The sequence below is a fragment of the Flavobacterium sp. HBTb2-11-1 genome (genome assembly GCF_009826975.1).
Lineage (GTDB): Bacteria > Bacteroidota > Bacteroidia > Flavobacteriales > Flavobacteriaceae > Flavobacterium.
The window spans coordinates 1-22,681 of record NZ_WUMO01000009.1; the positions used below are offsets into that span (position 1 = coordinate 1).

Here is a 22,681-nt window from a genome sequence, read left to right on the forward strand (position 1 = left end):
ATCGGAGTTCCTTGGATCTCGCCTTTCGCATCGCATCCTCCGCTCACCTTAAAGCCGGCTTTGAAGGTTTCGAAAGCGGCATCAAGTGCGGCCTGGTCGGCATAAGCGCAGGCTGAGGCATTCACTGCTTCAGGAGCTTCTGCAGTTACTGCTGAAGGTGCGGTGATCGTAAATGTAGCAGAACATGATTTCTGTAATCCACAAGAATCAGTAACATTGTAATTTACGGTTACAGTTCCTCCGCATAAAGCTGGAGGAGTCAAATTCTCTAATCCTGTAATGGTTAAAGTTCCGTTACCTCCTGAAGCTGTAAAGCTTTGTTTAAAGGTATCAAAAGCCGCATCAACAGCAGCCTGATCGGCATAAAAACAAGAACTTTTTATATTATCTTCAGGACAAGTTATATCAATCGGTGTTGGCGGAGTACTAGTGACAACTACATCATCTGCCTTTTTACATCCATTTATAGGATCGGTGACTGTTAATGTATAAGTTCCAGCCTTATCTATAGTTGGTGTCAGAGTTGTACCGTCCGACACAATGTTTCCATCCAATGTACTCCATAAATAGGTAGCATTTGGCGTGCTTGATGAACCCGACAGTTTTATTGACGTTATCAAACAAGTTAAAGCTTTATCTTCTCCTGCATTAACATTTGGCAGTTCTTTATTTTCAAGAACTGTGACCGTTTTTTTAGCAAAACAGCCTTCTAAATTTGTATAAGCATATACCGTATAAACTCCCTTAACAGATACAACAGGAGCATTTCCTGGTATAAAAGGCCCATCGGCTATGCCATCAGGTGAAGGGCCGTACCATTTTATAGTGGCATTTGGCGGAGTTGGTGTTGCTGTTAAAGTAGCTGTTGGATTATTACAGGTTAATGGATTACTAACATTACCCTCTACGGCTACATCCGTAATATTTCCGAACAAATAAGGTCCAGAAAAATCTTTTAATTCTGCAGTAAATGAAGATGACGATCTTGTTTTTACTATCAGACTACCCAGTAAATTTGAACAAGGTCCTTGGTTGACATTTCGGCTATCCAGTCCTAACGCTGTCAAATTAATTCCAAACTCTGTAAACTGCAAAGCTTTATAATTATCTTGAAACGAGGCTTGCGAACCTTCTAAAGTTCCCCAAGGCGGACCTAATGTAGCAGCTGTTACATTAACAACTGCAAAAACATTTGTAAGTATACCTCCTCCTTTTGCTTTTATTTCAGCATATCCATAAGGAGGCGCACCATTTCCTTGGTCAAAAACACCAGTAAGATCAAAAGGTCTGTCGGGTCTTGAGTTAAAATTAGCGATATCAGCACTAGACATCCAAACTCTTACACTTCCAAGCGGTTTTGTCCCACCGTTTTCAAAATCAATGGCAACGAGTACGTCTCCAGGTACAAGTATTTTTCCGGTAGCGTCAAAAGTCCATGCTGTGTGTCCTGCTTGGCTACCTGTACCAACTAACGCACTACCGTTAAAGCTTACTTCTGTTCTAAAAAATTCAAAATCAAAATGGGAATTCCCATCAGAAGAAATTTTAGATGCTCCTCCATATCCCCATAAAATTCCATTAGGATTCACTGCTAATGCCGCCGGAGACAAATCTCTTCTTAAATAGCCATACACATCGACAATATCATCTTTTTGAGGAATACTACCTGAACCTAAAGCCCAAGTAGTCGGGTTATCGCCATTCTTGTTAGAATTTCCAGAAAAAGTATTAGAGTCGCTGTTACTTTGCGTTGAATTTCCATCACGTCCATAAACAGCATCAATCCACAAAAAATTACCAACCATGGTATTTTTGGGTTTCGACATTCTTTTTTCGAATGTAAAATTATTATTCGCTTGGATTGATGTTTTTAGCCCCGCCGCATTAGTCTGATCGATAACATTTTGACCCGTTCCATTGGCGAAAGCCGAATTAAAAAACCAGTCATCATAAATACCTGAAACTGTTGGGGGAACTAAAAATTGCTCTTTGTTTGCATAAACGTCAGCATCAATACCAAAATTAGCTTGCACGGCCGCTCCAGATATAGCTTGTGAATGCAAATAAGGGTGGAAAGCAAATAGCATAAAAAGTACCATCAAATAATATTGATACCTTTTGTGCACAATAGTTTTCATCAAATTAAAATTTGGAAAAACTAAATCGATAAGGGAACAACGAAAGATTTTACAAAATTGTACAATCTTCATGTGATAAAAAATAGTTTTTTTCATGATAATAGTATTTAGAATACCATTACATTAGTAAAAACTAGATAGTTTAGAGATTTGGCAATTACATTCTAATAATAAACCATCTTCAAAAAATATTGAAGCACAAAATCTAAAAAACTCTTCTAAAAAGACTTGACCCTCAGAAAAAAATCTGACATTGACGATCAGGGGGAAAAACATTTGTTAAAATTAGTTAATAACCCAAATGCTCTCCATTAAAAAGATGTAAAATCGATATCATTCAAAAAAAATCGATGAACGGAATAACGAGTAAGAAAAGTAACACATACCCATTTAAGCAAATAAAAAAACAGATCTCTATTCATTTTCAAAATAAAAATAAAGATCTGTTTTTTATCAAGTGCTCAATAAAATGCAACTATAAACTACAACAATTAAAAAGTACGAATCTCTTAATTACTTCGTTTTAGTTTTAAGCAATATTTTATTAAAAAATAATGCGTGATATGGAAGCGAGTTTTCCCAATAATCCCATGTATGAGCTCCTGGACGTTCTGTATAATCGTGATCCACTTTATTATAAACCAATCTTCTGTGCAGTTCTCTATTAGGCTCAATTAAAAAATCGTCTACACCACAATCTATAATTAGAGGCAATTTATTTGCTTTTATTTTATCAGCCATTCTTAGAACAGAATTTTGCTCATACAATTCGGTATTACCGCTTTTATCACCAAAAACAGGCTGCATTAATTTTACAATTTGAGCCGAAGAATCTCTGTTAAGCATTGTACTCATATCTACAGCACCGCTCATGCTTCCGGCTGCGCAAAACAAATCAGGATGTCTAGCCGATAAATACAAAGCGCCATGACCGCCCATGGAAAGTCCCGTGATTACTCTTCCGTTTTTATTGGCAATTGTTCGGTATGTTTTATCTATTTTTTGGATTACTTCCTGTGTAATAAAAGTCTCAAATTGGCTTTCTTTATTTACAGGACTATCAATATAAAAACTAAATGTCTCGCCTTCGGGCATTACGATGATCATATTATATTGATCTGCCAGATTATGAACCAGTTTTTTGTTTGGAGTATTTTTAAGCCAATCGCTAAAATGTCCGTATGCACCATGCAGCAGATACATAACCGGAAAAGTGGTTTTACTTTTAGCATAGGAATTCGGTAAAACTACCGCTGCTTTATAGGTTTTTCCCATTGCAGTACTAGCAACTTGAAGTGTGTCTACTTTTGCAGCGTATGTCATGGTGGTAAGACAAAACAGAAATGCAGACAATAGCATTTTAATTTTTTTCATTTTGATATTTTTTTCTGATTAGGGTTTGTAAATATACCTTTTTTCAGAATAAAATATATGAAAAATCCGACTGGTTTTTGATGCCACGAATTGCACTAATTTTCACTAATTGATTTAAAGTACTCTCTCATAGAAAAATAAAAAAATCCGATTAGCCTTTGACCAATCGGATTTCTATTTTTTTGCCACAGATTAAAATGATTATTCGGATTTTTTCAATTTATATTTCAAACCCAGAATAATAACAAATCATTTTAATCTGTGTATCCCGATAGCTATCGGGAGTGGCATAAAACATTAACTAATAATAATCTTATGCTCGTGACGGTATTGCGAAGCGCTTTTACCGGTGTATTGTTTAAACGATTTGCTGAAGTGACTGAAATTATTAAAACCGCTTTCGTAACAAACCTCATTAATACTCATAGGCTGTTCTGCCAAAAGCTTAGACGCGTGCACTAGACGATATTCGTTTACAAACTCAGTAAATGTTTTGTTTGAAATCTTCTTAAAATAACGGCAGAAAGAAGGTGTAGTCATACTGACCAGACTAGAAACCTCGTCGATAGAAATAGATTCCTGAAAATGATCTTTCACAAAATTGAAAACCACATTCATACGGTCGTTATCCTGAGTCTGAAGTTCCATCGTAAATCCGTCAGCATTTAAAATGGTATATTCCTCAGCCGATTCCAGTTCGTCTAAAACAGTCAAAAGTGTCATTAATCTTTGAAATGGTGGTTCATTTTCCATCATTTCAATTTTATTTCCGATTCGTTTTTTCGTTTCCCCGCCAAAAGCGATTCCACCTTTAGCTTGTTTTAATATATTCTGAACTTTTTTCATTTCGGGAGCAACAAAAAAATCGCTTCCTAAAAATTCAGGTTTAATATGAATAACAGTTTCGTTTGTATTTCCTGTCTGCTCATTTGTAAAACCGCAATGCGGCAAATTAGCTCCTATTAAAAGTAAACTACCATTGGTGTAATAAGAAACATGGCTCCCTATTTGTCTTTTTCCAGCCCCGCCATTTATATAAACCAACTCAATTTCTGGATGATAGTGCCATAAATGAGCTTTGCTATTGGTCTTTTCGGCGTGTTTAGTGTAGGTAAAAGAACTTCCGTATGAGTTAGTTATCACTTCTAGAGCTGGGGCAATAGTCTTCATGATAATTTCTTTAAAAAATAATAGCAAATTTAACAAAATCACCTAAAATAATTTAAATTTTAACCTATAACGGTTTCGTAAATGCGAATTTTACATTAAAATAACATACTTAACACTGAAAAATTTATATCAAAATCGGCTTTTTTTTAGGGTCTTATTTTTTTTCTTGACTTTTTTTCTATTTATCCCATTTAAAACCTCATTTTATACCAATATGTTAAAAATTGTAAGAAAGATGGAAATTTTAAGAAGTATTAAGTTTTTCAAAAACTTTGAAGAATAACAATCAAATTAACAAAAACATAAGATTTAAATCAAATTTTAACCTATAACGGTTTCGTAAATGAGAATATAGCATATAAATTGGAAAATATAGATGTTAAAATAACACACATGCTGCTATAACTTTGCCTCAGAGAAATGAACGAAAAAAATTTAATACTATAGAATATGAAAAAGATTATGAAATTAAGTTTAGTATGTGCAGTACTTCTAACAGGAATGAGTACTTATGCAATTGATGGAAATGAAACGTTAAATCTTCACGTATTAAAAGGAAATGGCAAGGTAATTGCTTTTGGAATTAATCAATTGCAAAAAGCAGTTATTAGTATATATGATGATAATGGTGAATTAATCTATACTGAAACCGCTTCTGGTAAAGACGGAATCTTAAGAACTTTCAGTTTAGAACAGTTTCCAGAAGGAAAATATATTTTAGAAGTTGCTGATAGCTTCAAAAAAGTAAAATACGATATTACGGTAAATGCAAACAGTTCTGTTTTGTCTTCAAAAGGAACAGTTTCTGTTAACTAAGAAAATATAAACGTTAAGTGCAATTCTTCACGGCACTTAAAACTTTATACTCTAATACAGTATAAAAAGTGAGGTTAGATAGTTAGTAAGTTAAAAACTTTCAAAAGTTTTAAAAACGGCTCTTTGTGGTTACTGAGCCGTTTTTTTTTGCTTATTACTTTTTTCTAACCGCAAAGTTTTTTTACCGCAAAGAGCGCAAAGGTTTACGCAAAGTTCACAAAGTTTTTTTATCTAAGGTGATGCATATAAATCAAGGTTCGCAAAGCTTTATCTAGATATAGCTTTGCGAACTTTTTTATTCTATAAAATTTACTCAAAAAAACCTTTGCGAACTTTGCGCCTCCTCTGCGCCCTTTGTGTTACAATACACAATCCAATTAAAAACTTAGAATCTCAGAACCTTAGTATCTTTAAAAACTTCCTACATTTTTAAACAAATCTTTAATTCAATGTAAATTCAAAATCAAGAAAAACGTTGAAAAATAATAGGTGTTTTAGCAAAAAAGGTAAAAATAATTCAAATTTTAACCTATAACGGTTTCGTAAATGAGAATATAGCATCGAAATTGGCAAATATAGTATTGTTTTTTTACTTACATCTGAAGTAATTTAGCATCAGAGAATTAGAACTATTAATTTAAAAACTAAATACCATGAAAAAGATTATTAGATTGAGTTTAGTAGCAGCGTTGCTTTTCACAGGAATTAGCACATATGCAATTGATGGAACAGCAGATTTTAATCTGCATGTTATTAAAGCTAATGGCAAAATGATCACTTTTGGCCTTAACCAAACACAAAAAGCCTACTTAGCGATATATGACAAAGATGGATCTCTAATTTATTCTGAAACCGCTTCAGGTAAAGATGGAATTTTAAGAACTTTCAGCCTAGAAGAATTTCCAGAAGGAACTTACTTCTTAGAAGTAGAAAACGATGCAAAAAAAGCAAAATACGAAATCACAATAACTGACGATTCTTCTGTTTTATCTCAAAAAGCAGTTTCTTCGGTTTACAAAGCAGGTTTCGCTAAAAATACAAGCGTGGCAGCACGCTAAAAAAGTTTATGCTTTTCATAAGTATAAAGTGAGGTTAGATAGTTAGTAAGTTTAAAAACTTTCAAAAGTTTTAAAAACAGCTCTTTGTGGTTACTGAGCTGTTTTTTTTGCTTTAATTTTGCCACATTTTTTTAACCGCAAAGGCGCTAAGGTTTCGCAAAGTTTTTTATTTGAAAGCTTTGCAAACTTTGCGCTTTCTTGGTGTCTTTGCGGTTAAAAAACTTATCGCATTTTGTAAATAAATCCTTAATCCATTGTAAAGTTAAAATCAAGCAAAACGTTGAAAAATAATAATCGAATTAACAAAAACGTTAAAAATAATTCAAGTTTTAACCTATAACGGTTTCGTAAATGAGAATATAGCATAGAAATAGGAAAATACAGTTGCGCTTTTTCATGCATTACATAAGTAATTTAGCATCAGAGAATTAGAACTAATAATTTAAAACCTAAGTACCATGAAAAAGATTGCAAAATTGAGTTTAGTAGCAGCGTTGCTTTTCACAGGAATAAGCACTTACGCAATTGATGGAAATGGAGAATTTAATCTTCATGTATTAAAAGCTAATGGGAAACTGATCACTTTCGCTCTTAACAAAGTACAGAAAGCCAATTTAGCTATTTATGACAACGACGGAACTTTAATCTATTCTGAAACTGCATCTGGAAAAGATGGAATTTTAAGAACTTTCAGTTTAGAGCAATTTCCTGAGGGAACTTATTACTTAGAAGTAGAAGACAATGTGAAAAAAGCAAAATATGAAATTACAATAGATGATACTGCGTCATTATCTAGAACTGCAATTTCTTCAGTTTACAAAGCTGGTTTTGCCAAAAATTCAAGTGTTGCTGCGCGCTAAGAATTTATACGCCCCAAAAAGGTATAAATTGAGGTTAAAAAAATTAAAAATTACGTTTTAAGAAACAGCTCTTGGTGGTTATGGAGCTGTTTTTTTGTTTTATAATAAATCCAAAATTGCAAAGCAAAACCATTTTCTGAAAATTATTCTTATTAATTACAACCCACTGATTTTTAAGGACTAAAAAATATTCAAGAAAAAACAATCCGTAAGCCCAGTAATTACGTACATAGTTCAAACAAAATGCAGAAATAATTACAATTCAATAACTTATGGATTTAAAAATGCCATTTTATTGCTAAAAATTAAATTTGTATTTGTAGTTTTACGCGTTCCACATTTAGTAATTAACAATTTAAAAAAAACATGACAAAATTTACCAAAGCTGGTTTAGTTGCTGCCTTTTTTTTAGCGACTGTGTTTACCTATGCCATTGATGGAAAAGGTGATTACATTTTAAATATCAAAACAGGAAACGGAAAAGTAGTTAGCTTTACTTTAGACACTGTAGAAAATGCATCTTTCTCTATCTATGATGAGAATCACAACTTACTTTATGCGGGAGAATCTGCAGCAGACAAATTGGAAGTTTCTAAAACAATTAGTTTAGAAAGTTTTCCTGCTGGAACGTATGTTCTTGAAGTGAAAGCCAACGACAAAGTTGAGAAACACGAAATTAAAGTTGCTGCTAAAAAAGTAAAGACTATAAAGTTAGACCAATCTGTAAATCAGAGTCCAGCTTTCCGTCGTTAATTTTTTGCCCCTAAAAATTAGAAAAGCAGCTCGTACCAGGAGCTGCTTTTTTTGTTTTATTTCTCGATAAAATCTAATTTGTATATTCAAAACTTTCAAAATCAATTGATTCTAAAATGCAATACAACAGTTTTTATTTACAAAACATCGTCTAAAATCCATTCATGTTACTGATTTCCATATATTTGTAACCAAAATTGCACCAAGCATACAATAAAAATAAATTAGTGAAGTTTATAATTGTTTTTATAACTGTTTCTTGCAGTGAAAGATTTTCAAAAACAATTAATGAATACGATTAAATACCACAACCAAAACTAAAAACCTATGCAGAAAAAACTAGCTCTTTTAGTATTGTTAATCGTATTTTCATTTCGTGCAGTTGCGCAAAATGAAACTTATTATAAAACCGATAAGGTCGGCGAAAAGTATGCCTATGTCGACGTTATAAAAACCTACGAAAAGGTTGCTGCAAAAGGCTACAAATCTGTAGACTTATTTCAAAAACTAGGAAATTCATCATATTCGAATTGCGAACTCGAAAAAGCAGCCGAATGGTACACAAAACTTTTTTCTCTTACCACAGATTTAGATCCTGTTTATTATTACCGCTATGCAGAATCTTTACGCTCTATTTCTGAAAACGAAAAAGCCGATGCTCTGATTGAAAAATTAAAGCGTAAACCGAAAACAACGATAAAAAAGAAAGTTTAAAAAACTTGAATTGATATAAAAAAACTCTCAGAAATTGAATTGAAATTCATTTCCCTCTGGAGGATGACCAGCGTTCCATTCTAAGCTTATAATTTTAGATGCATGTTCTTCCATATTAGCAAAACCATCTAGTAATATTGCCGAGCCTTCATCTTTTACAATTTCCTTTACCTTTTTAAAAGCAAATTCATAGCCTTGCCAATCCAATGCAGGAAGGTCAAATACAATATCTTTGTTTTTTGAAAGAGTCGCATATAAGGCCAAAAGTCTGCGAGGCGTTCCAGCCATTCTCTCTATTTTTGTTTCGGGCTTTATCCATTTATCTTCAAATATTTTTTGAGATAATGAGCTCTTAAGATTTGCATTTTTCTTAAGGAATCTTTTTACTGTTACAGGAAAAAAAGTATCCCTGAAGTAAGATCTTTTAAAATACTCAACGTAGGTCATTTTTCTGTGAAGAATCACATTTTCATGCTTGATTTTACCACAAAAAATATTTCTGAGAAAAATCTCAGTATCGTATAAGTGTTTTCCATTATACAAATACAAAACAATTATTTCACCTTCATTTAGAACAAAAGGTGGTATATAATAAGTATCTGTTTTAATGCCTTTATTTTCTAGTACTACTTTCAATAATTGGAAAGTTTTAAAATGAGAAAAGCACCTTGCCGTGGCAGATGCTTTTTATTTCTATTCAATTACTATTTCTCTTTTAGCAATTTTTCTAAATATTCAATCTTATCTTTTTCTGCCTGAAGCAAACGCTCGTAAAGCTTTTTATTTTCTTCTACCGTTTCAATTAATTTATCTAATGGATTGAAAGTACAAGAATTATAATCTCCAAAAGTATTATTTCCGGATTCATTAAAAGTATTAAAATAATTAATCACGCCTTCTTCTGAAAAGTTTTTAATTGCTTCTGCTGTTACACCCAATGCTTTTGCAATTGCGATAAGTTTATCTTCATCAATCGTTTCACTATTTTCTAAAATAGAAATCGCTTGCTGATTTGTTCCTAAAGCCTGCGCCAAAGCTTCCTGCTTCATATCACGAAGTTCACGAATACGGCTTATTTTTCGCCCTATATGATTTGGTTTTGTTAGTGTGCTCATAATTCAAAGATAATGATTTAGTGTAAGAATCTGCGAGATGTAAAAAACATATTTAATCGTGTACCAAACACAAAAAATTGATAGGACACATAAAAATCTATTTCTTTCTTCGCCGAATCAAACAAAAGTACAATTTTTCTTATAATAATTTCATAAAAGTCAAATTGTAAACTATTTAACAATATACGCCTTATGGAAACGAACCAAACAGAAAAGCTACAAAAACTGCAAAAATTAACTGCTAAGTATTTTACAACGCTAAAACCAACCAATGAAGCCAATTCTTATACCGCACAATTTAAAGTTGTCAATTATTTAGAACTCGGCTGCCTTATTACCGATTTGCTAAAATTATCCATTCTAGCCCTTGATAACGATATGCATAATTTTTCTAAAAAAGATAAAAGTGCAACTATTAATGTAAGTCTGATTTTGGAAACAATTCTGCATTTGTTTCCTATGGATGAAATGGAGTTTTTGGGGTTTGTTGGGGAGGTTGTTGAATAGCTATATTTCATCCCAAATTAGCACACAATATTGTCATTTCGACCGAAGGGAGAAATCACACAAGTTATTCCGCAAAGATTGGTGAATTTCTTTGTCGAGTTTCTAGTGTGATTTCTCCCTTCGGTCGAAATGAACTAATTCGAACAAACTAATTGTTCACAAGATAAAACACTTGCTGCATCTCTAAGCACTTGATTATTTTAACTTTATTTAAATTGCAATCCAGCATTTATTCTTTACAAATCCTGCTTAGAAAATCCAGCATTTAATATTTCTGTAGTATCTACAACTTCTTCGTCAAATATTGGATGAATTGCTTCTGGATATTCATCTAGATATTTCATTTTATAAAATTTGCCTATGTTCTGCTTAAATTCAAGTGAGACATTTTCAGTTGAATAATTTATCATTCTTTTAGAGTTAACATAATAAATGAAATGATTTTCTTGTGATTTTGGATAACTTTTATGCAAAACATATTTACCTATAATTGTCTGCCCATAATTATCTATTTTATATCCAATATAATAAGATCTCACAATCATTACTGAAAGACAAATAAAGAACGAAATCACGATAATTTTAGATATTTTATTTATCATATTATTCTTTTTGCTGATGTTAGCACGAGATTTTCTCAATTAAAAAGTAAATTCTTTTGCTGGCGCGAGCGTCTCGCTCGTGCATTACTTTGTGTTCACGAGCGTGACGCTCGCGCTAACGGGGGAAATGCTCCTGTTATTGGCAAATTATTACTTAAACTATTTAAGTAGTTTGTCTATTTTACTCCAATGGTTTTTAGTTTGGCTTTTTATTTTATTTGAAAATTTTATAGCACGTGCTTTATAGGCATATGACAAAAAATTACCCCAATCAAAGTGTGTTGATACTTCAAAATATTTTTTTGCATGATTATAAATATACTTTCTTCTTCGAGTGGCTCCTTTATAGGTAAATCTATTTAGCAATCTGCGTTTAAACAGTTCTCCTGGATATTTTGAAGTAGAAGAGCTTGAAAAATGTTTTGCCCTTTTAATTGTTCGTTTCATTTTTCTATAAAATCCAGATAAACTAGCAGATTTTATTTTTACATCAGTGCCATCAAATTCTAATCCTAAATAAATGAAGTTTTTATCAAAATTAATTAATTTTTCAAATTCTTGACCGCATTTCAAATCATTAGCATCTCGATGAAAATGAAATATCTGAGTTTTTTTATTTTGTATTTTTAAATCGATTTCTTGAATCTTTTTATTAAAAAGTGAAATAACCTCTTGTTTTTTATCTAATGGACATACTACAACCATATCATCAGAGTATCTCTTGTAAATACCGTCAATATCTTTAATATACTCGTTAACTTCAAAATCAAAATCTAACATGTAAATATTTGCTAAAATTGAACTGATAGGTGATCCTTGCGGGATTCCAAAGTCTTTTATCCTAACTATACCGTCTTCATCCTTAACATATTTAGACTTTTTGACAAGTTTTTTATTTTTTAAGATAAATTCTTCTTTCGTACAAAATGAAACAGCATCAGATTTCTTTAAATATTTAATTTTTGAGACCCGCTTTCTTGCTATAGTTTCTTTGTGATTTTTAGTTGTTTTAACAAAAATATTATTTTGAAATTCTTTAAAAATATCAACTAAATCAATATAGCTAAATCTTGTTATACTCTTAAAAACATTGAAATGATCTTTTGGCATCGGATTTTCTAAATTACCAATAATTTCATTCCATTTTGTTCTTAGCTTTTGATGGTTCAGATTATCGAAAAAGCCAGTAATATCAAAAGCAATAACTATAAAATGATTTGAAGGATAATCTTTTATTGATTTAAAAACATCTACCGCAAAATCAATATTACATTTATTTTTCTTTGAATTTTCTTTAAATGGAATCTTCCTATATGCAGTAATTACTTGAGATAATTTTTTTTCCAAAATTACATTCTCATAATTTTTGGTTAAGAGTTCTGCATAATAACTATAAATTAGAGAATCGAGATGTCCAGCATAAAACAGTTCGCGCTCTTTAGTACTTGCAACACGAGTTTTTTTCTTTCCATTTACATCAGTATATTTTAGTAGTCCAGTTTTTTTTGAATAATCCTTTCTGAATTTTCTAACTTTACTTTTTTTATGAATAAAAGGAAGAAAAGCATGTTGAGAAATTCTTTCTGGATTGGTAACATAATTTTCAATCCAAACAACACGATCTTTAGCCTTTAAGGGAAAACCAATATGAGGATATCGTTTTAATTTGAACCAATCTTTGTTTTTTTCTACTGGTATATTTACAGCCATATTAATTTTTAAAGTGAAAAAAGAGAAGGTGACTACGAAGCATTGCTTTTACAAATTTTATTATGTGAAAAATACATGCGTTATTGATGCCAGAACATCGCTCCTTCAAGTCGGGTAATTATTGTTGTAACTTTACAAATTAAATCTAATTCTATGAAAGAACCAGTCATCTATAAGTACATTCCAGTCATATTATCCCTAAGCAATCTGTTATTAACAGCGCTGGGAATAACAGATTGCTTAGGAGAAATTTATTCAATATTCTCTTGCATATCTGAAATTAGACTTCCTCAACAGCGTTTAATGTTGAGTTAGATTACTCTATACCATAAAACGTATTTTTCAGCTCCTTCTCTTATTCACTATTACTTATTCTAAATTTTTCAAATTAATTAAATAATTTTTAAATTAAATTACGGTTTTCCTCATTTTGAAATATTTTTTTCAAAAAAAAACTCCCATTCACATGAGAGGTTTTCCAATATCATTAAAATGTAAAATCTACATATTCCTTCTATACTGCCCACCAACTTCAAACAGCGCCGAAGTAATCTGACCTAAAGAACAAACCTTTGTAGCTTCCATTAAATAATCAAATAAGTTTTCGTTTTTAATAGCGGCTTGCTGTAACGTATTTAAATGCTCGTTTACTTTTGCTTCGTGGAAATTATGCAGGTTATCCAACATCGTGATTTGATATTGTTTTTCTTCTTCGGTAGCACGAATAACTTCTGCTGGAATTACCGTTGGCGAACCTTTTGAGCTCAAGAACGTATTTACGCCCACAATTGGGAAATCTCCGTTGTGTTTTAAGGTTTCGTAATGCAAACTTTCTTCCTGAATTTTAGATCTTTGGTACATCGTTTCCATTGCACCAAGAACTCCTCCTCTTTCTGTGATTCTGTCGAATTCTTGCAAAACGGCTTCTTCCACTAAATCAGTTAATTCTTCGATGATGAAAGAACCTTGAATTGGATTTTCGTTTTTCGCTAAACCTAATTCTTTATTAATAATCAGCTGAATCGCCATTGCTCGACGTACAGATTCTTCTGTTGGTGTTGTAATCGCTTCGTCATAAGCATTTGTGTGAAGCGAATTACAGTTGTCATAAATCGCATACAAAGCCTGTAAAGTCGTTCTAATATCGTTGAAATCAATTTCCTGTGCGTGCAACGAACGTCCAGAAGTTTGAATATGATATTTCAGCATTTGTGCTCTTTCGTTGGCTCCGTATTTGTTTTTCATGGCTTTTGCCCAAATTTTACGCGCCACACGACCAATAACTGAATATTCTGGATCTACTCCGTTTGAGAAGAAGAACGATAAGTTTGGTCCAAAATCGTTGATGTTCATGCCACGGCTCAAATAATATTCCACGTAAGTGAAACCATTTGAAAGCGTAAATGCCAATTGCGTAATTGGGTTTGCTCCTGCCTCTGCAATATGATATCCAGAAATCGAAACCGAATAGAAATTACGAACGTTTTTATTGATAAAATATTCCTGAACGTCTCCCATTAAACGCAACGCAAATTCAGTTGAAAAAATACAAGTATTTTGCGCTTGATCTTCTTTTAAAATATCGGCCTGAACCGTTCCGCGAACTTGAGCTAACGTTTTTACTTTTATTTCGTTGTACACTTCCTGAGGTAAAACCTGATCTCCTGTAACGCCCAAAAGCATTAATCCTAAACCGTTGTTTCCTGCTGGAAGTTCGCCTTGATATTTCGGCCTTTCGATTCCTTTATCTTTATAAAGTTTGTTGATTTTAGCTTCAACTTCTTTTTCTAAACCATTTTCTTTGATATAAATCTCACATTGCTGATCGATTGCGGCATTCATAAAGAAACCTAAAAGCATTGGCGCAGGTCCATTAATCGTCATACTTACCGAAGTCAAAGCATGAACCAAATCGAAACCTGAATATAGTTTTTTAGCATCGTCTAAACAGCAGATTGAAACGCCCGCATTTCCAATTTTTCCGTAAATATCTGGACGTAAATCTGGATCATTTCCGTATAAAGTTACGCTGTCAAAAGCTGTAGAAAGACGTTTTGCAGGCATTCCCGCACTTACATAATGAAAACGCTTGTTGGTTCTTTCTGGTCCGCCCTCGCCCGCAAACATTCTCGACGGATCTTCGCCCTCACGTTTAAACGGATATAATCCCGAAGCAAACGGAAATTCTCCAGGAACATTTTCCTGTAAATTCCAACGCAGAATATCGCCCCAACCTTCATATTTGGGCAAAGCAATTTTCGGAATCTGTAAATGCGATAAACTTTCAGAATGCGTTGCAATCTTGATTTCTTTATCACGAACTTTAAACGAATAAACCGGATTTTTGTATTTCGCTACTTTTTCATCCCAATTCAGAATAATTTCCCAATTGTACGGATCTAAATCCATTTTTACTTTATCGAATTGATTTAGTAAAAGGTTTAAAAAGATTCTGTTTTCGTCGAGTCCTTCGACTCCGCTCAGGATGACACTATTGTCGTCTATTCCTGCTTTTGTAATTTGAGGAACTTTACCCGAAACCGATTCAATGGTTTTGAAGATTCCATATAATTTTTGAGCTACTTTTTGCTGTGCAATTGCAGTCTCATCATAATTTCTATTATTCTCGGCAATTTCAGATAAATAACGTGTTCTTCCTGGCGGAATCACGAATATCTTTTCGCTCATTTCTTTAGTGATTTCGAAAGTCGATTTCAAATCAGAATCGGTTTTTTCTGCCACTTTATCCATAATCGCTTTGTACAGCGTGTTCATCCCCGGATCGTTGAACTGAGAAGCAATCGTTCCGAAAACTGGCATTTCATCTGGGCTTTTATCCCAAAGATTATGGTTTCTTTGATATTGCTTTTTTACATCACGCAAAGCATCAAGCGCTCCACGTTTATCAAATTTGTTTAAAGCCACTAAATCGGCAAAATCAAGCATGTCGATTTTTTCCAATTGTGTTGCCGCTCCAAATTCTGGCGTCATTACATATAATGATACGTCTGAATGATCCATAATTTCGGTATCAGACTGACCGATTCCTGAAGTTTCCAAAATAATCAAATCGTATTTTGCGGCTTTCAAAACCTGAATCGCTTCGGCTACATATTTAGACAAAGCCAAATTTGACTGACGTGTCGCCAGCGAACGCATATAAACACGAGGATTATTAATGGCATTCATACGGATTCTGTCTCCTAAAAGCGCTCCTCCGGTTTTTCTTTTTGAAGGATCGACAGATATTAATCCGATTGTTTTTTCTGGGAAATCAATTAAAAATCGGCGAACCAATTCGTCCACCAAAGAAGATTTTCCGGCGCCTCCCGTTCCTGTAATTCCTAAAACTGGAATTTTTGAACTGGCATTATTTTCGTGAATTTTGTCAAAAACAGGTTTTGCAATTTCTGGGAAATTTTCTGCTGCAGAAATCAAACGCGCAATTGCCGTTGGCACTTTATTTTCGATATGATCGATTTCTCCATTCAATTTATCTCCAATAGGAAAATCGGCTCTTTGAACCAAATCATTAATCATTCCTTGTAAACCAAGAGAACGGCCGTCGTCTGGAGAATAAATTCTTGTAATACCATATTCATGCAGTTCTTCAATTTCGCTTGGCAGAATCACACCGCCTCCTCCGCCGAAGATTTTAATATGCCCTGCTCCTTTTTCTCGAAGCAAATCATACATATATTTAAAGTATTCGTTGTGTCCGCCTTGGTAAGAAGTCATAGCAATAGCATTGGCATCTTCTTGAATGGCGGTATTTACCACTTCTTCAACACTTCTATCGTGTCCTAAGTGAATCACTTCAACGCCCGTAGACTGTATAATACGACGCATGATATTGATGGCAGCGTCATGTCCGTCAAAAAGCGAAGCAGCAGTAACAATTCTTACTTTATTTTTAGGAATATATGGTATTTGTTGTTCCATTTTATGAATATGATAATTTTATGCGACCAATGTACAAAATATTTTAATATTTGATTAAGACAATAGCTTTATGTTAACAAAAATAAATCGATTTCGTAAACCGAAAGGGTAACAATTTACGTAACTAATTGATATAGTTAAAGAAAGCTTAAAGACATGGCAATTTCGCAACATTTAAATAAAATCAGAAAACATATTTTAAGCCTTCCTAAATTAATTTAGCAGTGTAGAAAAGCCCCAAATTTTTACCTAAAAACTTACGTAGAAAAGTAATAACGTAAAAATTAAAAAAATGAGAACATTTTATTCATTCACCGTAATTTTAGGTTTGAGTTTTTTTGTATTTTCTTTTAACAGTTTTGAAAAAAGTAATCTTAAATATACAAATACAAAAGCTTCAAATCATTCAACCGTTTACCACAATTCAGATGATGTAAACGAAATTTCGAACGACTTCTTTAAAAGATATTCTGATTTGAAAAAATATAAATCTGAAGTTATGTCGTTGTACAAAAACCGAACGCTTGGAACTATTTGGTTTGACGAAGATGAAATTAACGAGTTTGGTTCTGTTTTGTATGAAAAAGCAAAAAAAACAAATGACTTAATCATTCCCTATCAAAAAGAAATTGATCAATTGTTTAGCGCTTCATCAGATAAAAGCACTCTTTCTCAAACGGATGCAGATATGCTTTTAAGTTCATTGTATGTATTGTACACTAAGAAAAATAATGCTGACAAAAAAAGAATTGCTTATGATGCCATGCTGAAAGATTTCTTAAACTATAGCACATTGGAAGAAGAAACAACAGCAGTTGCAACAAATGAAAAAGTTGAATTTGATCAATATTACAAATTGCAAGATGCTCTAAAAAAATACAAAAGATTAGAAAAATCCAGCAAATACAAACCTATTGTTCCAGAAGAATCTCCATATAAAGAGTTGCGTCCAGATGCGGTTTCAAGCACCATTTCACAGGTTAGAACTCGCTTGTACTTATTAGGAGATTTAAAAACTGATTCTAAAAGCAACGTTTATGATCGTGAATTGATGGATGCTGTAATGAAATACAAAGTCCGCAACGGATTTAAACCGAATTACATCTTGGCTGAAGAGCATATTAACGAAATGAATATTCCGCTTGAAGACAAAGTGGCAACTTTAAAACTTAACATGGAAAGATGCCGTGAGATTTCGGCTAAAATTGCTGCAAGCGACGAATATGTTTTGGTTAACGTTCCTTCTTATGAATTGTTTTATGTTAAAAACGGAAAAGTAGTTTTGACTTCTCCTGTATTTGTTGGAGCACCCTTGACCAAAACAGCCATTTTTAATGGCGAAATTGACCGCATTGTTTTTAGCCCATATTGGACAGTGCCTCAAAGCATTGTACAAAACGAGTTAAGATCTAAAATTGCCGCAGATCCAAATTATCTTGCAGAAAAAAATATGGAGATGGTTAACGGCCAAGTAAGACAAAAACCGGGACCTGACAATTCTTTAGGGTTGGTAAAATTTATGTTTCCAAATCCTGATGATATTTATATGCACGACACGCCATCTAAAACTTTGTTCGACTTTGAAAAAAGAACTTTCAGCCACGGATGCATTAATGTAAAAATGGCAAAAGAACTAGCTGTTGCCATGCTGAAAGATTATCCTGAATGGACTCAGTCAAAAATCGACAAAGCTATGGCGGGTAAGGTAGAAAACAGTTTTAAACTGACGAAAAAAGTGCCAATTTTCATTACATATTTTACTTCATTGGTAAATGAAAAAGGAGAAGTAGGTTTTTTCCAAGATGTCTATGAAAAAGACAACAATCCAAATGGTGAGTCTATTCCTGACACCTCAATTGTAAATCAATAATTTACGTCAAAAATTTTAGAGAGAATTTATCAAAAGTATATTTGATAAATTCTCTCCTTTTTTATTTCCTGCCAGACTAAAAATACCGTAAACTATTATTTTTAAAGCTTTTAGAGGCAACATGATTTTAAGAATCTTCTTTATTTTGCATGTATAATTCAGCTCCTTTTTTTTATAAATGTTTAAAAAATAAACTATTATGAAAGCAAATAATGTAGAAGGTCTTACTCTGTTTGAAATTAATCTACTAATTCAGCAGGGAGGAAAATTTATCATGTTTCCTTTTATTATTTCTAAGATCGTAAAAAAAGTTAAGGAACCAAATATCTATTTTATACGCCCAAATGAAGGCACATTTAAATACGCCCTACGGCATTTCTTTTTGAATATGTCATTAAGTTTGCATTTTTCCCTTTTTGCTCCAATTTATATCATAAAATCATTGTTTTATCTAATGAAAGGTGGAAAAGATTATACTGAGACTATATTAAAAGATTTAGACACTAATAGTCCAACATATACGCCTCAATTTACATTATCTTATTTGTAAAGTCTCAAAAAGCTTTTCCTAGAAATCACCTTATATGTATGAGGTGATTTTTTTTTTATCTAATAGAAAAACCAACGATTTTCAAAAATTTAAAATTCAATATCTTTCATAAAAAAATTCCGAAATAAATAAGAAATTTATGTTTAATTTAGCTATATCATTTTACCCTAAACTTTAATTTATGGAAGATTCTAACGAGTTAGTACGAAACCAAAGCTGGCTAAACCGAAACTGGAAATGGCTTATTCCAAGCGGGTGCTTAACACTTATTATAATAGTGGCTGTATTTATCGGTGGAATTTTCTATGAAGTTACTTCTGTGCTAAAAGACTCTGAGGCTTATAAAGAATCTATGACTGCGGTACAAAATAATAAATTAGTAGTTGAGAGGCTCGGATCTCCAATAGAAACTGACGGAATGGTTTCTGGAAGCGTCACCTCAAGTAATGATGTACGAACTTGTGATGTACAAGTGCCAATCAAAGGGCCTAAAGGCAAAGCAACTTTATTTGTTGTGGGCGAAAAAAGAGGAAAATGGAAATACAATGAAATGTCTGTCTATATTGAAAAAACAGATGAAAAAATAGATTTATTGAAGCCATAAAAATCTAAAGCCCCAACCCAACTATAAAATGAAATCTTTTTTTAGTCTACTCTTTAGACTTTTTCTTTATGTCTCTTCTTTTGCGCAATCGCCAGAAAATTACCAAGTGCTCGCTAATCGAATCAAACGGTTCTCAAAACCTGCGAGAATATTGCACAATGATATTAATACGCAGGGCAATGGCTCTATTGAATTTACAAATGCGAAAAACCAGATACTTCGTTTTAGATTGCAAAACAATAAACTTCAACTAGGATCTTGCAGGATTGCTTTTGAAATATATTATTATCAAAATAATTATTTGAGAAGAATTGAAACGCTTGACAGTAGCGGGAATTTGATTGGATGCAACTTAAAACTAAACGGAGAAGCCGTTACTGAATACATTGTCGAAAAACCTTCCTTGTATCTCCAAAGAAAGAAAGCAATCGATTATGCTGAAGGAAATATTGATATGAAAGATGATTCTAATGAAAAAATCATTCGAGTTCAATATTTTGATGCTCATAATAAACCTATAACGCTTCCAAAACCCGTTTATATTTCGAGTAAAACCTACTGGCAAGATAATATTCGAATGGCTTGGCCATAAATTAAGATGCTAAATTTCCCGATGTTAAGTTTACAACAAAATGTTAGTTTGCTTAAAATAAAATTGTGGCGTTATTTTTGAATAAGTAGTATTTTTGAAACTTAAATAAACCCCCAATAATGAAAAAGATTTTACTATTAGCCGTTACATTTTCGCTTACTGCTTGCGCAGAGGTACAACAGACTTTGAATCAATTGCCTCAAATTGCATCCCAGATTCCAACTACAGGAACTGTTGATATTGCTTCTGGATTAAAAGAAGCTTTAAATAAAGGAATTACACAACAAGTAAGTAAATTAACCGCTGTAGATGGTTTTTATAAAAACGAAGCTGTAAAAATTTTAATGCCTGAAGAATTGCAAAAAGTAGATGCAACTCTGCGTAAAGTAGGATTGAGTTCTCTTGCAGATGAAGGAATCAAAATGTTGAACCGCGCTGCAGAAGATGCTGTAAAGGAAGCTACTCCGATTTTTGTTACCGCAGTAAAAAACATGACTTTTACAGATGCTAAAAATATTCTTTTAGGAAGTGACAATGCCGCAACAAATTATTTGCAAACCAGCACCACAACTGCATTATACGCCAAATTTAATCCAGTAATTAAAAACTCCTTTGCAAAGGTAGGCGCAGATGCTGTCTGGACAAAAATCATAACAAAATACAACACTATTCCATTAGTAAAAAAAGTAAATCCAGATTTGACTGATTACACAACGAATCAAGCTTTGTCTGGTGTTTTTAAAATGATTGCTGTTGAGGAAAAAGAAATCAGAAATAATATTACTGCAAGAACAACGCCTTTATTGCAAAAGGTTTTTGCCATGCAGGATGGAAAATAGTTTTTTCTTGTAAGGTTCAAAGGGACAAAGTTACAAAGGACAAAGCTACCTTTGCAACTTTGAACCTTTGTAACTTTGCAACTAACCAAAACCAAAAGACCGTAATGCAAAAAATTACCATACTTATTCATTGCAAAGACCAAAAAGGAATTATCGCTGCAGTGACTACTTTTATTGCTAAAGTAGAAGGAAACATTACTTATATTGACCAACATGTTGATGTGGAGCAAAATGTGTTTTTTATGCGTTTAGAATGCGAATTTACCAATCAAGGCAATAGCATTGAAGCCATAAAAGAAGAATTCAGCCAGACGCTTGCTGCCGATTTTAATATGTCTTGGGATTTATACAATCAGGAACAGAAACCTAAAATGGCTTTGTTTGTTTCTAAGTACGACCACTGTTTGTTTGACATTTTAGGACGTTACAGTGCTGATGAATTGGGCGTTGAAATTCCGATGATTATAAGCAACCATAATGATTTACGTTCGATTGCAGAACGTTTTGATATTCCGTTTCACTATGTTCCTTTTACAAAAGACAACAAAGAAGAAGGTGAAGCAAGGCAAATTGAGCTTTTAAAAAGATATCAAATCAATTTTATCGTTTTGGCTCGTTACATGCAGATTGTAACTCCAAAAGTGATTTCACTTTATGAAAATAAAATTATCAATATACACCATTCATTCTTACCTGCTTTCCCAGGTGCAAAACCGTATCATTCGGCTTTTAAACGAGGCGTAAAAATTATTGGAGCTACTAGCCATTACGTAACAGAAGAATTAGACGAAGGTCCAATCATAGAGCAAGATATTGCAAGAGTTTCCCATATTCATTCTGTAGAAGATTTTATCATGAAAGGGCGTGATTTGGAACGCATCGTTTTAGCGAGAGCCATTAAATTGCATGCCGAAAGAAAAACTATGGTTTACAGCAATAAAACGGTTGTTTTTTCTTAGTTGCTGAGATGCTAAGATACTGAGTTCTTTTATAAAAAATCCGACAGTTTTTTCGAAACTTGTCGGGTTTTCTTTTTATAAGCTCAAAAGTTGGCAACTTAGAACTGAAGATCTTGTCATGCAACTAAATCCATAAAATTTCTTTTGGATGTTTTTCGTTATCAAAAAGGGAGTTTATGCTACAGTTGTTAATTTTTTGTTTGATTACACTTTATTGATTTTTAACGCATTATCACACTCACAAACTTCCCATTAGTATATTTATAAACAAAATTGATTATTATTACATATTAATAATAAAAAATTATTTTCCGTTGCAGAAAGCTCAAAACAGCCACTTTACAAATCTTAACGTATGACCAACAAAGTAATAACAAAACCTTAACAGCATAAAATTGATATATGTCGGACATTTGTAATGTAATAAACTGGTTATTTATTATTTTGGTTTTGGTTAGTTAAATGATGCCGGCGTCTTCGAGATGCCGGCATTCTTTTTTGGGTTAAA

General features: G+C 32.8%; 18 protein-coding genes and 1 pseudogene. 12 read left to right on the top strand and 7 right to left on the bottom strand.

Annotated features, from left to right (window positions below; all coding sequences use genetic code 11):
- From GR162_RS18400 to GR162_RS18410, 3 genes and pseudogenes are all read right to left on the bottom strand, one after another.
- Positions 1–2,138 (bottom strand): annotated as a pseudogene (locus tag GR162_RS18400) (immunoglobulin domain-containing protein); the annotation flags it as partial.
- Positions 2,139–2,651: 513 nt separating this feature from the next.
- Complete coding sequence (locus GR162_RS18405) at positions 2,652–3,512, bottom strand: alpha/beta hydrolase family protein (RefSeq protein WP_160783320.1); 861 nt, start codon at positions 3,510–3,512, stop codon at positions 2,652–2,654.
- A 297-nt stretch (positions 3,513–3,809) separates the two neighbouring features.
- Positions 3,810–4,682 carry an AraC family transcriptional regulator gene (locus tag GR162_RS18410; RefSeq protein WP_160783321.1) on the bottom strand — a complete coding sequence of 291 codons (873 nt, stop codon included), beginning with the start codon at positions 4,680–4,682 and terminating at the stop codon, positions 3,810–3,812.
- 450 nt (positions 4,683–5,132) lie between these two features.
- Between GR162_RS18410 and GR162_RS18415 the strand changes: the two genes are divergently transcribed.
- The 5 genes from GR162_RS18415 (at position 5,133) to GR162_RS18435 (ending at position 8,883) form a co-directional block, all read left to right on the top strand.
- The gene (locus GR162_RS18415) at positions 5,133–5,498 is read left to right on the top strand and encodes a DUF3244 domain-containing protein (protein WP_008462389.1); all 366 of its coding nucleotides are present in this window, start codon (positions 5,133–5,135) and stop codon (positions 5,496–5,498) included.
- 653 nt (positions 5,499–6,151) lie between these two features.
- Positions 6,152–6,556, top strand: a complete 405-nt coding sequence (locus tag GR162_RS18420) for a secretion protein (RefSeq protein WP_008462388.1) — start codon at positions 6,152–6,154, stop codon at positions 6,554–6,556.
- Positions 6,557–7,014: 458 nt separating this feature from the next.
- Positions 7,015–7,416 (top strand): DUF3244 domain-containing protein, encoded by a 402-nt coding sequence (locus tag GR162_RS18425; RefSeq protein ID WP_008462386.1) that lies wholly within the window; start codon positions 7,015–7,017, stop codon positions 7,414–7,416.
- A gap of 366 nt (positions 7,417–7,782) precedes the next feature.
- Positions 7,783–8,169: a secretion protein gene (locus GR162_RS18430; protein WP_160783322.1), complete on the top strand. Its 387-nt coding sequence runs from the start codon at positions 7,783–7,785 to the stop codon at positions 8,167–8,169.
- Between the two features lie 327 nt (positions 8,170–8,496).
- Positions 8,497–8,883: a flagellar motor protein MotB gene (locus GR162_RS18435; protein WP_160783323.1), complete on the top strand. Its 387-nt coding sequence runs from the start codon at positions 8,497–8,499 to the stop codon at positions 8,881–8,883.
- A gap of 27 nt (positions 8,884–8,910) precedes the next feature.
- Here GR162_RS18435 and GR162_RS18440 read toward each other — a convergent pair whose 3' ends face one another.
- Both GR162_RS18440 and GR162_RS18445 read right to left on the bottom strand, forming a co-directional pair.
- The gene (locus tag GR162_RS18440) at positions 8,911–9,519 is read right to left on the bottom strand and encodes a hypothetical protein (RefSeq protein WP_160783324.1); all 609 of its coding nucleotides are present in this window, start codon (positions 9,517–9,519) and stop codon (positions 8,911–8,913) included.
- A gap of 68 nt (positions 9,520–9,587) precedes the next feature.
- The gene (locus tag GR162_RS18445) at positions 9,588–9,998 is read right to left on the bottom strand and encodes a helix-turn-helix domain-containing protein (RefSeq protein ID WP_160783325.1); all 411 of its coding nucleotides are present in this window, start codon (positions 9,996–9,998) and stop codon (positions 9,588–9,590) included.
- A 192-nt stretch (positions 9,999–10,190) separates the two neighbouring features.
- Here GR162_RS18445 and GR162_RS18450 point away from each other — a divergent pair, with 192 nt between their 5' ends.
- On the top strand, positions 10,191–10,505 hold the full coding sequence (locus GR162_RS18450; RefSeq protein WP_160783326.1) for a hypothetical protein: 315 nt from the start codon (positions 10,191–10,193) through the stop codon (positions 10,503–10,505).
- 761 nt (positions 10,506–11,266) lie between these two features.
- Here GR162_RS18450 and GR162_RS18455 read toward each other — a convergent pair.
- Together GR162_RS18455 and GR162_RS18460 are read right to left on the bottom strand one after the other, a co-directional pair.
- Positions 11,267–12,817, bottom strand: coding sequence for a reverse transcriptase domain-containing protein (locus GR162_RS18455; protein WP_160783327.1), 1,551 nt, complete (start codon positions 12,815–12,817; stop codon positions 11,267–11,269).
- Between the two features lie 501 nt (positions 12,818–13,318).
- Positions 13,319–16,759 (bottom strand): methylmalonyl-CoA mutase family protein, encoded by a 3,441-nt coding sequence (locus GR162_RS18460; protein WP_160783328.1) that lies wholly within the window; start codon positions 16,757–16,759, stop codon positions 13,319–13,321.
- 292 nt (positions 16,760–17,051) lie between these two features.
- Here GR162_RS18460 and GR162_RS18465 point away from each other — a divergent pair, with 292 nt between their 5' ends.
- The 6 genes from GR162_RS18465 to purU all read left to right on the top strand — a co-directional run bounded on the left by GR162_RS18465 (position 17,052) and on the right by purU (position 22,173).
- Entirely contained in the window at positions 17,052–18,629 is a 1,578-nt protein-coding gene (locus GR162_RS18465; protein WP_160783329.1) for a murein L,D-transpeptidase, read from the top strand.
- 199 nt (positions 18,630–18,828) lie between these two features.
- Positions 18,829–19,179 (top strand): hypothetical protein, encoded by a 351-nt coding sequence (locus GR162_RS18470; RefSeq protein ID WP_160783330.1) that lies wholly within the window; start codon positions 18,829–18,831, stop codon positions 19,177–19,179.
- A 181-nt stretch (positions 19,180–19,360) separates the two neighbouring features.
- Positions 19,361–19,783, top strand: a complete 423-nt coding sequence (locus GR162_RS18475; protein WP_160783331.1) for a cytochrome c oxidase assembly factor Coa1 family protein — start codon at positions 19,361–19,363, stop codon at positions 19,781–19,783.
- A gap of 28 nt (positions 19,784–19,811) precedes the next feature.
- Positions 19,812–20,375, top strand: coding sequence for a hypothetical protein (locus GR162_RS18480; protein ID WP_160783332.1), 564 nt, complete (start codon positions 19,812–19,814; stop codon positions 20,373–20,375).
- 119 nt (positions 20,376–20,494) lie between these two features.
- Entirely contained in the window at positions 20,495–21,214 is a 720-nt protein-coding gene (locus GR162_RS18485) for a DUF4197 domain-containing protein (RefSeq protein ID WP_160783333.1), read from the top strand.
- A gap of 104 nt (positions 21,215–21,318) precedes the next feature.
- Positions 21,319–22,173, top strand: a complete 855-nt coding sequence (gene purU, locus GR162_RS18490; RefSeq protein WP_160783334.1) for a formyltetrahydrofolate deformylase — start codon at positions 21,319–21,321, stop codon at positions 22,171–22,173.
- Positions 22,174–22,681: the final 508 nt, after the last annotated feature.